The organism is Microseira sp. BLCC-F43 (assembly GCF_041929235.1).
GTDB lineage: Bacteria > Cyanobacteriota > Cyanobacteriia > Cyanobacteriales > Aerosakkonemataceae > Microseira.
Genome location: NZ_JBHFNP010000321.1, coordinates 16,777 through 30,503, shown reverse-complemented (window position 1 = coordinate 30,503; position 13,727 = coordinate 16,777). Strand labels below are relative to the sequence as shown.

Sequence of the window (13,727 nt, the reverse complement as noted above, 5' to 3'; positions counted from 1 at the left end):
GGGGGCTTCTCCATCCCCCCAACCCCCCTTGTCAAGGGGGGCTTCTCCATCCCCCCAACCCCCCTTGTCAAGGGGGGCTTCTCCATCCCCCCAACCCCCCTTGTCAAGGGGGACAACGGCATCACTCTTAGCCCCCCTTGGGAAGGGGGGTTGGGGGGATCGTATTATTAGGTTACGCGGTTGAATATCGCGGTGGATGACGGGTGGTGTTAATTGATGTAAGTAAATCAGTATTTCTAGTAATTGTGCGGCGAGGCGGCGGACTTCGAGTTCGTCGGGGCGCCAATTGTTTTCGACTAGAGAGGAGAGCGATCGCCCGCTCGCCAATTCCTGCACCAGGTAAAATTGACGATCAAAAGGTGCGTCCACCTGAAAATAATCCAAATATCGCGGAATGCCGGGATGATTTAATTGAGATAAAACCTTAGCTTCCCGTTCAAACAATTCCAACACTTTCCAGTCAGTCATGCGGCGCAGCGACAATGCTTTAATTGCTACCAGCTGACTGTTGTGTAAATCTTGAGCTTCGTAAGTTATCCCAATACCACCTTGCCCCAAAGTATCGATAATTTGATACCGTTCGGCAATGATATCTCCTGGTTGGTGCAGTAATTCCATAAAATACAAAGATTTTAGATTTTAGATTGAGCGTCAACGGCAGGAGGTAATTCAGGTTTTTGAGCCGATAAATCAGATTTTTGGCGTCTGAATTGGCGATAGCCATACACTGCTGCACCTCCCAACAGCAGATAAGGACTAAAGGTAAATAGCCAAATGCTCAAACTCAGCAAACCGAGAGTGAATTCACTCATCGCATGGGTAGATTTACCCCAGGTTTCCTGAACTCGCAAACCTAAAGGCTGCTGAGATGGCGGCGTAGCAGCAACAGCTTCTTCTAAACTTATCGTAATCGTTGAATAGGCAACTTGCGTGCGTAAGCTTTTTAACTGAGCATCAATTCGTTCAATTAACTCGCGAATCTCTCGCAAATTTTGAGCAGCGTATAGCACATCTCGAACCGAACCAGAGCGCTCCATAATTTTTAATACCATTTCTTCCGATTTGCGGAGATTACGCAGCCGTACTGTATAATCTACAATTTGGTTGCTAAAATCTTCGACGGTAATCAAACGATTTTGTACAGTTCCCAGCTTGGCTAAAGCGTCGAGGGTAGCATCTAGCTTTTCTTGAGGGACTCGAACTTGCATCGCTCCAGTTGGACGGGTGCTAGGATCTTGCGGCTGGCTATCTTGGGAGCTTAATATATAGCCTTGCTGTTTTTTGACAATTGCTGAGATCGATTGAAAGCTTTTGTCAATTGATTCAACGACGATGGATAAAGCTGCCTTTTTGATGAGTTGGGGTTGTGCTTGGGGTACTTCAGTTGCGATCGCTGAATCTGGTGATATGGAACGAGGTACTGATACAGCGGGAGTTGACTCTGTACCTGGTATCCTTCTTACAGCCGGAACTGCTACCATAGGTCTTGGGTTCATTTCTGCCCGCTCCATTTCCATTTCTAGCTGTGCCTTATTTGCCTGGTTAAGGAAACTCGGCAAAGCAATAGCAGAGGCAATTCCAAGTAAAAGCAGCGCGACAACTACCTTAACCCAGGTTTTACCTTCCTTGCCATTTTTGTGGACGATTAGTTGCAGATATTTCGCTTTAAGTTCAGCTTTCATTGCCAGTTTCTCCTGATTTAAAACGGATGCAGTCCGAGGTTCTACCTTGCTACTAAATCCTCTTAAACCTGCACTCGATCTAACATATGTCTGGCTCAATTACACTTATGCAGTGTTAACTACCACTCGTTTCTAGGCTCCTGCCTAGAAACGCTTCCCGCGAGGCAGAGCCTCGCTTAAACTGGATCAAATGCCGCTCAAAGTGTTGCTGGTGCGTTACGCAACGCTTTCGCACCCTACATTTAGCGTCAGTTGCTGGTGCGTTACGCAACGCTTTCGCACCCTACATTTAGCGTCAGTCATGTAAAGGTTGAAACCTCAACGAGGCAGAGCCTCGATTTAGGGTTCCCAGCCAGAGTCTGGGAACCAGATATGGTAGATATTGTAGGTTGGGTTGAGGTAACGAAACCCAACCCATACATGTTTTAACTAGAATGGGGTAACTCTGGTTTTTGCTCGGATCTATGAGATTTTTGTTGTTGCAATTTACGATAGCCGTACACAGCCGCAGCAATTAGCAGAAAATAAGGACTGTAGGCAAACAACCAAATACTTAAACCGAGCAAACCCATCGTGAATTGATTGACAGAATGCGTTGCTTTCCCCCAAGTTTCCTGTACTTGTAAACCTACAGGTTCTTGCGGGGGTGGCGCTGCTGAAACAGGCGCTTCTAAGTTAAGGGTAATTGTAGAATAAGCAACTTGATTTTGCAAGTTATTTAACTGAGCGGAAATTCGTTCAATTGATTCGCGAATGTTGCTGAGTTCTTGAGAAACTTTTAGCACCTCGCTGACAGAACCAGAACGTTCCAGTATTTTCAAAACCGCTTCTTCAGATTTCCGCAAGTTCTTTAACCTTGCTTGGAAATCCACTAATTGATCCGATACATCTTCAGCGGTGAGAGAGCGACTTTGGACGGTTCCCAATTTGGCAAGTTCGTCTAAAGTAACTTCTAGTTTTTGTGAGGGAACCCGCAACTGCATTGAAGCAGTTTGACGCTGGCTGTTATCAATTGGTTGATTATCTTGGAAACCCAATACATCGCCTTGCTGTTTTTGGACAATTTTGCCAACCGAATTCATACTTTGAGCGATAGATTTAACGACCAAAGTTAATTCAGCGCGTTTGATTAATTGGGGGCGAGACTTACGGGCTGGGGCAGATGCTACAGTATTTTGTACCGCTGCATCTGATATTTTAGCTACTGCTGCTGTAGGCACAGGTGCGCTGGGGGGTGCAGAACCACTTTGCATTTGATTCATCATGGTCTTTTCTGCTGCACTGCAAGCAGGTAAAGCCATAGCAGACAACATACCAATCAGCAACAAGGTGACGCGGTGAGCAGATTTGGGATGATTAGCTTTAAGTTGGTCTGGCATAGGAGGTTTTTCCATAAGATGAAGCTAAAGTAGCCTATTTCTGGGTTTGGCAGGTTAGCCGTTACAGAAATTGATACCGAGTCGCGCTGAAAGATTCCGGTGATGAGGAGAGGGATAAGATGATTGATCGCGGCTGCTGGAAACTTAGCGCAAATCAAGATAGTCTTGTAATTCAGGACGCGACACGCTGCTATTTGTTACATGAAGACCTCTATCTCCACAATCCTATCTTCTTTGGCTCTATTATCCGTATTGGGATTTGCGACTCCTGCTGGCGCTTTTAATCCTCAGCACCTAAGACAGTTACTTCAAACTAAAGAATGTCGCGGGTGCGATCTCAGCGGTGTTAGCCTCAAACAAATTGACCTCAGCAATGCGGATCTGAGAAATTCTTACTTAGCGGGATCTGACTTGGAAGGGGCGAATTTATCTGGTGCTAAACTCGTTCGTGCTGATTTGAGCAATGTGAATTTGAGCGGTGCTTATCTAGTAGCTGCGGACTTTAAGCAAGCTTTTTTGACTGGCGCTAATTTGAGAAGTGCTGATATGAGACAGACTCGCTTGAGTTTTGCTTCACTCAATTCTGCGGATTTGAGTTTTGCTAATTTAACTGGTGCAGATTTGGCAGGTGCGAGTATGCGAGAAGCGAATGTTACGGGTGTGGACTTATCAAAAGTTGTTCTCAATCAGACAACGCTTCCCGATGGTAGAACTAGCCCTCGCCGGAATTAATCGCAGGTGAGCAGGGGAGAGGGGGAGATGGGGTGATGGGGTGATGGGGTGATGGGGGGATGGGGAGATGGGGAGAGTATTTCTGCTTCACCGCGTCACCGCTCTCCCTTGTCCCCCCGTCCCCCTGCCCCCCTGCCCACCTGCACCTCTGCTAGATCTGATTTGCTCGCAATTGTCCGCAAGCAGCATCGGCTTCTAATCCCCGCGAGTAGCGCACGCTGACGGCAATTCCGCGTTTTTTCAAGGCAGAAACGAAGGCTTGAATGCTTTTGGTAGTCGGTCGCTGGTAATCTACTTCTTTGATGGGATTGTAGGGAATTAAATTGACGTGGCTTTGGAAACCTCGCAGATGTTGTGCTAATTCTTCTGCATGTTCTGGTAAGTCGTTTAACCCAGCTAGCAAAATGTATTCAAATGTGATTCGCCGCTTCGTTAGCTTGACATATTCCCGACATTCTGCTAGTAAATTTTCTAGCGTATAACCTTCGGCACTGGGAATCAGTTTTTTTCGCAGTTTTTGGTTAGAAGCGTGCAAGCTGACGGCGAGGGTTACTTGTAATTGATGTTCTGCCAAACGCCGAATTCGATTGGGAATTCCTACAGTTGAAAGGGTAATTGACCGCTGTCCGATACCGACATCTTGGTTGAGGGATTTAATGGCTGCTATTACGTTATCTGCATTCAATAACGGTTCGCCCATTCCCATGAAGACTATGTGGCTGACGCGCCGTTTAAAGTCTTCTTGAACGGTCAAAACTTGGTCGATGATTTCGTGTTTTTCCAGATTGCGAATGAAGCCGCCTTTTCCGGTGGCGCAGAAGTCGCACGCCATCGGACATCCGACTTGGGAGGAGACGCAAACGGTAAGGCGATCTTCTGTGGGAATGCCGACGGTTTCAATTATTTGATTGTCTGCTAATTTAAGCAGATATTTAATTGTGTCATCGGGGGCGACGGAGCGATGGTGGATGGTGGAACGTCCGATGGGTATATCTGCTAGTTCCTCGCGCCATTGTTTGGGAAATACGGTGATTTCCGAGAGATGGCGCGCTCCTTTCTGATATATCCATTGATACAGCTGACGCCCCCGGTATGCTGGTTGTCCAGAAGCTTCTACCCAAGCGGTTAATTCTGCCAAACTTGCCCCTAATAGGGGAGCCTTCGCAGTGCTTTGAGTGGATAAATTTTGGCTGTTTTCGCCCCAAGCCTTGGGCATTTGAACTCGAACCATATTAAACTGACAAAAATCAATGTTGCTTAGTTACTAATTGCGAGCTTGTTTACTTCTATTTTGCTGGCATTAACGATGGGCAGCTTGACAATAAAAGTTGCTCCTTGTCCTTCACCAGCGCTGTGAACGGAAACAGTACCGCCGTGGAGTTCTACCAGGTGTCGTACAATTGCTAAACCCAATCCCAGTCCGCCGTGAGTGCGGGTGTAGCTGCTATCTGCTTGACGGAAGCGGTCGAAGACGTAGGGCAAGAAGTCGGGGTTGATGCCAATACCATTATCGCTGACTTGGATTTGGGCATATAAAATTGCAGATTTAGGATTTGTGATTTCAGATTTATTTGATTTGGGATTTGTGATTTCAGATTGCTGATTTGAGTTGGGACTTTCATCTGAAATCTGCAATCTGAAATCTGAAATCTGCAATTCTCTTTCAAGAAGCAATTTTTCTAGTTTTACTTCCACCCGTCCTCCTTCGGGGGTAAATTTGATGGCGTTGGAGAGTAAATTCCAGATGATTTGCTGTATGCGATCGCTATCCCCGGCGATCGCTCCCACACTCGATTCGAGGCAAGATTCCAATTCTATCGCTTTTGCTGCTGCTGCGGGTCGCACCGCGTCGATGGCGCTGTCGATAACGCTTTTCAAGTTTACCGAGGCAATTTTTAGTTGCAAGTTGCCTCTGATGATGCGGGACACATCGAGCAAGTCTTCGATCATCTGAGTTTGCGTCCTGGCGTTGCGTTCGATGGTTTCTAGTGCTTTTGCTGTTGTCCCCTCGTTCAGTTGGCGAGTCCGCAGCAGTTGCGCCCATCCCAGGATGGCATTGATTGGCGTCCGCAACTCGTGGGAGAGAACCGCGAGGAATTCATCTTTCATCCTGTTGGCTTCTTGGGCTTCTCGTGCTATAATATTGAGTTGGCGTTTGTGAAGGGCAAGTTCGGCAGCCAACGCGGCTAAGTCTTGAGATTGGCTGTCTAATTCCTGCTGAAGCAAGTCGCGGGTACGTTTCATGGCGATCAGGTTGCCGAGGCGCGAGCGCAACTCTTCCAGGGAAAATGGCTTCATCAAGTAATCTTGCGCCCCTGCTTGCAACAATTTCACGCGCTTTTCATCGTCTGCTTTCGCCGTCAGCACCACGAACGGGATGGCATCGAGTTGTTTTCGGTTCCTGATTTCGCCTAATAGTTGCTCGCCACTCATCAGCGGCATCATCATATCGCTGAGAATTAAATCGGGTAACAATTGCGTCGCCAACTCCAAACCTTCTTGACCGTTGAACGCAGTAGCAACGCGATATTCATTGCTTAGTGCCTCGACGATAAACAGATTCATTTGCGGGTTATCCTCGACCACCAGCACGAGGGGACGTTGGTCATTTCTCAGTCCGCTGTCAGTTGTTTCCCTAACTGGTGACGACTGACCCTGACGCAGTTGCGCCAACATTGGGGAGACAATTTCCTCAACATTGCCCATAGACTCAACCTTCAGGGTAGACACCGCCACATCTTTTGGCGCGACGATAGGCAATTCAACCCTAAAGCTTGCTCCACCTTCTGGTGCGTCTCCAACGGCGATGGTACCGCCGTGCAACTCCACGAAGTCTTTGACAATCGCTAGTCCTAACCCAGTTCCACCAAAGCGACGAGTGGAAGATTCTTCTCCTTGACGGAAACGTTCAAAAATCACTTCCCTTAGTTCCAAGGGTACGCCTGCACCGCTGTCTTCTACGGTAATCAGTGCCGAATCAGGGGAAGAGGACGCTCTGACGCGGGGATGCGGGGACGCGGGGAGGGTGGTGGAAGAACTTTCCGCCTCCAGGGAAGCTGCTGGTTCGACTTGCGACACCACGCAGCGAACCCGACCACCAGGGGGGGTGAACTTAAAGGCGTTGGAAAGCAAGTTTAACAGTACGCGCTGTATCTTTTCCGAGTCAACCTGAGCGGGGAAAGACTGGGGCGTTTGCACAAAAAAGGCGATGTTTTGCTCTTGTGCTAGTGCGTTAAAGTTGGCAGCAGTCAGGCGTACCAGTTGAGCTAAATCTACCTCGGCGTAACGCATACTCATTTTATTCGCCTCCAGCTTGGAAATGTCGAGCAGGTCGTTGACTTGTTTGAGCAGGATACGAGCATTGCTTTCTACCACTTCCAAGTCTTGGCGCTGTTCGGGGGTGAGTGCATCCCCTGCGAGTAATTTTTGTGTTGGTCCCAAAATTAATGCTAAAGGCGTCCGCAATTCGTGGCTGACATTAGCAAAAAATTGTGTTTTAAGTTCGTCAATTTCTTTCAGCTTTTCGTATAGCGTTTCTAGTTCGGTGTTGGTGTCCTCCAGTTTTAATTTTCTCTCTTCAGATACCTTTGCGGTTAACAGCAACTCTAGCACTTGAGGAACGAGCGGCGGTAGTATTAGCGCTGTGGTGAGCGAAGCTACGGCGGTAATTAATTTAATTTCTCCGGATAACCAATAGGTGGGCGTCCACAAGGTCCACACTTCCATAAAGTGGGTAGCGCCGCAGGCGACGATGAAGGTTCCAAAAGCTAGGAATACCCAATCAAAAGGGATATCGCGGCGCGCTTTATAGACTAAATACGCTAGCGTGGCTGAAATTGCGACATAAGATAGTCCGATCAGCATATCGGAAACCACATGCAGCCATACTAACCCTGGCTTCCACAAGTAACAATGCCCGTGGGGAATAAAACCGTTTGCTGCTAATAGATTTTGCCACAATCCAGGCCAAATCAGCACTAGCGCTAGCGTAATGGCTAGAATGCCAATGCCGTATCTCAAGTCTGCACGATATTTTTGCATTTTATAATTGACTGCCATTCAGGTGATGGTCGCTTTTTATATCAAGTTTATCTATCAGCGTTGCAAAAAAACTACTTGGGCAGCCTATTTATAGCACAGAAAATATTATTTTATACTGTGAATTTAAATCTCATAGCTAGAGGATTTCTGGCAGCAATTTCCATCTATTTACAACTTAAATTAATATGCGTCATCGGTCTTAGGGTATAAGTAGTAGCACGGCATCCGAAGCACTTTGTCTTTGGGACAATACTTACCCACGCCTTGCCCCTACAATCCCACGGCATCCGAAGCACTTTGTCTTTGAGACAATACTTACCTTAGCCGTGCTACTACAATGGCACGGCATCCCAACAACTTTGTCCCAAAGACAAAACTGACCTATGCCGTGCTACTACAATGACCAAGAAGACGCTCTGACAAAGGAGTTGGGAAGACGCTAAGAGTGTACCCTTCTCAAGTGAGAAGCACCTGGTTACAAGCCCCCAAATTTATCCGTGGAGAAAAAAGAAATTCTTCCTTGCTTGAATCCCCCGGATTTATCCATGGGGTTTCCCCGCGTCTCCGTCTCCCCGTGTCCCCTTGTCCTCTTCAATCTGTTGCACCCATGTCAAATGGTGACAGCTGTATCTGCATAATTACTTGTCACCGTACCGGAGTAAATCAAACCTCGCTGGGTATCCAGGGTTAAAATTGCTCCATCGCGAATGCACTGAGTTGCATTTTTTACTCCTACTATCGCTGGCACTCCCAAACGCATGGCAATGACGGCGGCATGACTGGTGAGGCTTTCATCTTCAGTAATCACTCCTGCTGCTTTGCGAATCACATCGATAAATTCAGCACTGGTGCGAGATGCTACCAGTATTTCTCCCGGATTAAAGTTACTCACATCCATGGCGCTGTGGGCTACTCGCGCCCGTCCGCTGACGGCGCCTTGACCTAAACCAGTGCCTTTGCCTAATACTGCGGTTACCACCTCAACTTTAATCAAGTCGGTTGAACCTGGAACCCCTTGTAGGGTACCCGCGCTCATGACTACCAAATCTCCTTCTACGACTAGATTTTTTTCCAGGGAGACGTTGATGGCGGCTTGAAAGGTTTGGCTGGTGGAAGGTAAATCTAGGACTAACAAAGGTTTGACGCCCCATACGAGTTGGAGTTGACGCGCTACATCGACGTGGGGCGTAATGGCGAGAACGGGTGTTTTTGGGCGGAATTTAGAGACATTTCGGGCTGTGGCTCCGGTTTTGGTCAGGGTCATAATTGCTGCGGCTTCTAGCTGCTCGGCTATATGACCGACGGCTTGGGAGATGGCGTTGGGAATCGAGCGTTTGCTGGTTTGGATCGAGCGCTCGCTCCTACTAGCCATCATATCTTCCTCGATCCGCGTGGCAATGCGCGCCATCGTGGCAACAGCTTCCACCGGATATTTCCCCACCGCTGTTTCATTCGAGAGCATCACCGCATCGGTGCCGTCTAAAATCGCGTTGGCGACGTCGGAAATTTCGGCGCGGGTGGCGCGAGGGTTGTACGCCATGCTATCGAGCATCTGAGTCGCGGTGATAATCGGAATTCCCAGTTGATTCGCTAAGGCAATTAGCCGCTTTTGCAGGATAGGTACGTCTTCGGCGGGGAGTTCGACCCCCAAGTCGCCCCTAGCAATCATCACGCCGTCGCACAAGGGGATAATCGATTCCATCTGCTCGATGGCTTCGTGCTTTTCAATTTTGGCAATCACCGGCACGTGCTTCCCGGCATGGGAGATTAATTCTTTAATTTCTAAAACATCTTGGGGGTTGCGGACAAACGAAAGCGCCACCCAGTCTACCCCTTGATCCAAACCGAAAGTTAAATCTTTACGGTCTTTATCGGTCAAAGCTTTAATTGACAGGTAAACTCCCGGAAAATTAACGCCTTTGCTGTTAGAGAGTGGCCCGCCGACCACAACGCGACAGTGGAGTTCTTCCGTAGTGCGGTCTACCTTTTCCACCCGCATTTCAACGCGACCGTCGTCTAGGAGGATGATAGCGCCTTCAGGGACTTCTTGCGCCAAGCGATCGTAGGTGACCGAACTAATTTCCTGAGTGCCTTTGACCGGGCGGTTGGTTAAAATAAACGGGTCGCCCTTTTGCAGGACAATCGAGCCGTTTTCAAACTGCCCCAGGCGAATTTTAGGGCCTTGCAAGTCTTGCAAAATCGCCACCGGCTGGTTAAGTTCAAAAGAAGTTTGCCGGATCAGCCGAATGTTGCGCTGGTGTTCTTCGTGAGTACCGTGAGAAAAGTTGAGTCGCAACGTAGTGGCACCGGCTTCGATCATCGCCCGCAGGACTTGCGGGTCGCGGCAGGCAGGACCAATCGTAGCAACTATTTTGGTTCGACGTTGGGAATTTGGCAGTGGCATAGGTTGGTGGGGACTGAGGACTGGGAAATAGAGACTAGGTAGGCAAATTCTTCATCTTAACATTCTTTAATTCTCCCCTAGTAGTTAGCTCCCAGCACCTAGTGGCTAAATAAACAAAACTTTATTATGACTGTGACAGTATCGTATACTACGCGATTGAAGCGATCGGGAGTACAGATACTGATGTCGGAGGCACAGCAGGTGCTGACAGTTCCTAAAGAGTTATTGGGGCCGCCAGCGGAAGATTTTAATTTGACGTTACTGATGTTTTTAACCGCCGTCGCGCTGGTCATTGTTTCGACCTGCGGTTACTGGCTTTGGAACTGGCCCCATTGGTGTTGCTTTTTTACGAATGTACTGGCGTTGCACCTTTCAGGGACGGTGATTCACGATGCCTCCCACAATGCTGCTCACAAAAATCGGGCGATGAATGCGATTTTGGGACATGGCAGCGCGTTAATGTTGGGTTTTGCGTTTCCGGTGTTTACGCGGGTTCACTTGCAGCATCACGCTCACGTTAACGACCCGGACAACGACCCGGATCATTTTGTTTCCACGGGTGGGCCTTTATGGCTGATTGCCGCGCGGTTTTTCTATCACGAGGTATATTTCTTCAAGCGGCGTTTGTGGCGCAAGTACGAGCTATTAGAGTGGTTCCTCAGCCGCATGGTTGTGGTGGCGATTGTCTATTACTCTTGCCAGCAGGGATTTTTGGGCTATATTCTCAATTTTTGGTTTTCACCGGCTTTGGTGGTGGGGCTGGCGTTGGGGTTATTTTTTGATTATTTACCCCATCGTCCGTTTGTGGAGCGCGATCGCTGGAAAAATGCCCGCGTCTACCCCAGTCCCATGCTCAATATCCTGATTTTAGGGCAAAATTACCATTTGATTCACCACTTATGGCCTTCTATTCCCTGGTATCACTACCAGACAGCTTACCGCGCCACCCAACCCCTTCTAGACGCCAAAGGCTGCCATCAATCTCTGGGACTGCTGCAAGGAAAAGACTTTTGGAATTTTGTTTATGACATTTTTCTGGGCATCCGCTTTCATAAAAAAAGCGCAGCCCAGAAGAGTCAAGAAGTCAGCTAATGGGTAATGGCTAATGGCTAATTGCTCATCGCTATCTTGTTAACTACGAGTGAGCGATAAAAGCTTTTTACTATTAGCAATTAGGAATTAGCAATTAGCAATTAGCCATTCCCATGAATTTTCATATAACTCAACAGCCAATTAGCCGCTGTTGCCCGCCGCGTCTGGCGCGGGCCAAATTCACCGATTTTGTAGCCTTGAAATCCCAGTTGTTCTTTCAGAAGCTGTTTGTTTTCTGGGGGAATCGAACGAGTCAGCTTGACTGTGGCGGGACGGCTATCGATAAAATCAGGCGGTTCTGGATACTCCTGTTGCCAATCATCGGCGACGCTGGTAGTATCCCACTTGCCATTGGCGTCATCGTAACGATAACCCAAGCAATGCCAGACGAGTCGGTTAACAGTAGCATCCTCAATCGTGTCGTTGAGAATTGCCCAACATGTGTCAGTATTGAGCGGCGGCAGGTCAGACATAGTAGTGTTCGTAGTAAGGACTTCAGTCCTTAATATACTCAGAGTTTAGTTTGCCATATCCCCCTAACAAAAGTAGCCAGACAAGTAAAGTCAGCCAATGGATTGCAACGGGTAACCAAAAAGAACCGCTTTGCAGATAGGCAAGCGTACAGGCGACACCCAAAAATCCAGCCAATAATAAGAAAATAGGATTAAAAAATAGATGGCGTCCCGGTGGATAGAAGCTCAAGGCATTTAGCGGATGGTAAATAATAAAAATTCCCAAACTAACGCCACCCCAAAACCATCCAACAGCAAGCGTTGCACTTTCACTAGGATGAGGCAGGAACAAGACTCGAAAAAATAACTCTTCACCCAACGCCGTCAGCAGCGAACCTGCTACCACGCTAGCAACTGTTTTCTTCGCTGCTTTTAAAATATCAAGTTGGAGAAAGTTAAAATAAAATCCCACGGGTAACGAAATCAGTGTCAACAGCAGCAACGGCAACCCTCCTGACAAACAAGCTTGGGCGCTGGGTAGGGTTGAAATTGCCGTAAGACAGCGATAAACTAATGTCTGTACCCCAGTCATAGTCAAAAATATTTAAGCAAACTAAACACTCAAATTTTATCAGACTAATTTATGGAAAACCAATTATCTTCAAATCAGAAAGTCCGCGCCCATGTTTTTGTTTCGGGAACCGTTCATGGAGTAGGTTTCCGATTAGCAGCTTGGGATAAAGCCAACCAGTGGGGAATTGGTGGTTGGGTAGAAGAAATTCCCGATGGACGGGTGGAAATCGTTTTTGAAGGCACCAAAGAACTCGTAGAAGCAGTTGTCCGCTGGTGTTACCGGGGTAGTCCCGAAGCTGTAGTAAAAAACGTTACGGTTGAGTACGAGAAACCCGAAGGATTAAAGGATTTTATTATTAGGCGTTCCCCTAAAGTTCGAGTTTCCCCATCGGTCAGCGGTCAGGCTAAAACTATCAATATCCTTATCTTTATTGGCGGATTGATCGGAGAAAATCATCCCCAAACTGAGTCGCTGTCAGATGAAAGCTTATGGTCAAAAGTTAAAAAATATTATAACTTATCCGAACGAATTGAGTCAGTAATTAAAGTAAATTATTCAGAAAAAGAGGGGAAAGTTTATTTAGCGCAAAAGTTTGTTGCTGAACAACTCGAACCCGAACGTTTGGGGCAAAATAACGCTGAGAATAATATTTTATTGAGTGGTAAGGAAAGGGATAGAAGGCAACCTTGGTGGCGGTCATTGGTTCAACCGCTGCGTCAAAGTTTATTATTGCAGGGATTGGGAGATTTAGTGTACTACGCCGGGGAAGAAGGGCAAATTGCGATTAAATTGGCTGTTTATAGTCAAGTGTTAGAATTTATAGAAAAATATCGTCCCCAGGTTGAGAAAGATTTACGAAAAGAAGCACAAAATATTAAAGTTAGACTGCACCTGATTGGATATAGTTTGGGAGGTGCGATCGCCTACGATTTTCTCCAAGGTTTATTCTCAACAAAAACCAGTATCGCCACGGATGTTTTACCAGGAGAAAACCAGGAAATAGTAGAACGCTATCAGTTTTGGCGTCAGGCGGCGCGGTTAGGAAGAATAGAACTTGGTTCCATCGTGAGTATGGCATCTCCCCTGCCAATTTTGATGATGCGATCGCAGCAAGTAATAGATACATTTGCTCTGGGCAAAACCTTGCTTGCTGATGAAATTGGCATTGCCAAAAATGCTAAAGAAATTATCTGGAAAAATTTCTACAATTTTGACGATTTGTCAGCGTTTCCCATTCGTCCTTTATTTGGCGACAATCCGGGAATTCAAGATATTGAGGTAGAGGGAAATTTTGGGTTTAATGAAGAAATCCACAAGCATGTGGCTGAACTTTTGCATCGCCGAGTGGTAAGTTAGTTATTTGTGGGACAG

The 13,727-nt window shown here is 47.3% G+C and carries 11 protein-coding genes; 3 read left to right on the top strand and 8 right to left on the bottom strand.

All coding sequences use genetic code 11. From position 1 onward, the window contains the following. The 3 genes from ACE1CM_RS43050 to ACE1CM_RS43040 all read right to left on the bottom strand — a co-directional run. On the bottom strand, positions 1-618 hold a 618-nt coding region (locus ACE1CM_RS43050; protein ID WP_374885500.1), incomplete at its 3' end, for a serine/threonine protein kinase. A 14-nt stretch (positions 619-632) separates the two neighbouring features. Beyond that, positions 633-1,682, bottom strand: coding sequence for a DUF4349 domain-containing protein (locus ACE1CM_RS43045; RefSeq protein ID WP_374885498.1), 1,050 nt, complete (start codon positions 1,680-1,682; stop codon positions 633-635). Between the two features lie 425 nt (positions 1,683-2,107). Continuing rightward, complete coding sequence (locus ACE1CM_RS43040) at positions 2,108-3,076, bottom strand: DUF4349 domain-containing protein (protein ID WP_374885497.1); 969 nt, start codon at positions 3,074-3,076, stop codon at positions 2,108-2,110. Between the two features lie 186 nt (positions 3,077-3,262). On the opposite strand from ACE1CM_RS43040, the gene ACE1CM_RS43035 reads away from it, so the two are divergent. Beyond that, complete coding sequence (locus ACE1CM_RS43035; protein ID WP_374885495.1) at positions 3,263-3,793, top strand: pentapeptide repeat-containing protein; 531 nt, start codon at positions 3,263-3,265, stop codon at positions 3,791-3,793. Positions 3,794-3,944: 151 nt separating this feature from the next. Here the strand turns inward: ACE1CM_RS43035 and rlmN are convergent, their stop codons facing one another. The 3 genes from rlmN to pyk all read right to left on the bottom strand — a co-directional run bounded on the left by rlmN (position 3,945) and on the right by pyk (position 10,238). Further along, the gene (rlmN, locus tag ACE1CM_RS43030; RefSeq protein ID WP_374885494.1) at positions 3,945-5,009 is read right to left on the bottom strand and encodes a 23S rRNA (adenine(2503)-C(2))-methyltransferase RlmN; all 1,065 of its coding nucleotides are present in this window, start codon (positions 5,007-5,009) and stop codon (positions 3,945-3,947) included. 41 nt (positions 5,010-5,050) lie between these two features. Then, positions 5,051-7,852 (bottom strand): ATP-binding protein, encoded by a 2,802-nt coding sequence (locus tag ACE1CM_RS43025; protein WP_374885493.1) that lies wholly within the window; start codon positions 7,850-7,852, stop codon positions 5,051-5,053. A gap of 592 nt (positions 7,853-8,444) precedes the next feature. Further along, on the bottom strand, positions 8,445-10,238 hold the full coding sequence (gene pyk / locus ACE1CM_RS43020) for a pyruvate kinase (RefSeq protein WP_374885491.1): 1,794 nt from the start codon (positions 10,236-10,238) through the stop codon (positions 8,445-8,447). A gap of 183 nt (positions 10,239-10,421) precedes the next feature. Between pyk and crtR the strand changes: the two genes are divergently transcribed. Beyond that, positions 10,422-11,330, top strand: a complete 909-nt coding sequence (gene crtR / locus ACE1CM_RS43015) for a beta-carotene hydroxylase (protein WP_374885501.1) — start codon at positions 10,422-10,424, stop codon at positions 11,328-11,330. 101 nt (positions 11,331-11,431) lie between these two features. Here the strand turns inward: crtR and ACE1CM_RS43010 are convergent, their stop codons facing one another. Both ACE1CM_RS43010 and ACE1CM_RS43005 read right to left on the bottom strand, forming a co-directional pair. Then, a complete protein-coding gene (locus ACE1CM_RS43010; RefSeq protein WP_374885490.1) occupies positions 11,432-11,803 on the bottom strand; it encodes a DUF1823 family protein in 372 nt (123 codons plus the stop codon). A gap of 22 nt (positions 11,804-11,825) precedes the next feature. Continuing rightward, entirely contained in the window at positions 11,826-12,374 is a 549-nt protein-coding gene (locus tag ACE1CM_RS43005) for a type II CAAX prenyl endopeptidase Rce1 family protein (protein ID WP_374885488.1), read from the bottom strand. A 51-nt stretch (positions 12,375-12,425) separates the two neighbouring features. Here ACE1CM_RS43005 and ACE1CM_RS43000 point away from each other — a divergent pair, with 51 nt between their 5' ends. Then, the gene (locus tag ACE1CM_RS43000) at positions 12,426-13,712 is read left to right on the top strand and encodes an acylphosphatase (protein ID WP_374885486.1); all 1,287 of its coding nucleotides are present in this window, start codon (positions 12,426-12,428) and stop codon (positions 13,710-13,712) included. Positions 13,713-13,727 lie beyond the last annotated feature (15 nt).

Coding starts and splice junctions, on each gene's coding strand:
- ACE1CM_RS43045 (WP_374885498.1), bottom strand. CDS start 1,682: ATGAAAGCTGAACTTAAAGCGAAATATCTGCAACTAATCGTCCACAAA.
- ACE1CM_RS43040 (WP_374885497.1), bottom strand. CDS start 3,076: ATGGAAAAACCTCCTATGCCAGACCAACTTAAAGCTAATCATCCCAAA.
- ACE1CM_RS43035 (WP_374885495.1), top strand. CDS start 3,263: ATGAAGACCTCTATCTCCACAATCCTATCTTCTTTGGCTCTATTATCC.
- rlmN (WP_374885494.1), bottom strand. CDS start 5,009: ATGCCCAAGGCTTGGGGCGAAAACAGCCAAAATTTATCCACTCAAAGC.
- ACE1CM_RS43025 (WP_374885493.1), bottom strand. CDS start 7,852: ATGGCAGTCAATTATAAAATGCAAAAATATCGTGCAGACTTGAGATAC.
- pyk (WP_374885491.1), bottom strand. CDS start 10,238: ATGCCACTGCCAAATTCCCAACGTCGAACCAAAATAGTTGCTACGATT.
- crtR (WP_374885501.1), top strand. CDS start 10,422: ATGTCGGAGGCACAGCAGGTGCTGACAGTTCCTAAAGAGTTATTGGGG.
- ACE1CM_RS43010 (WP_374885490.1), bottom strand. CDS start 11,803: ATGTCTGACCTGCCGCCGCTCAATACTGACACATGTTGGGCAATTCTC.
- ACE1CM_RS43005 (WP_374885488.1), bottom strand. CDS start 12,374: ATGACTGGGGTACAGACATTAGTTTATCGCTGTCTTACGGCAATTTCA.
- ACE1CM_RS43000 (WP_374885486.1), top strand. CDS start 12,426: ATGGAAAACCAATTATCTTCAAATCAGAAAGTCCGCGCCCATGTTTTT.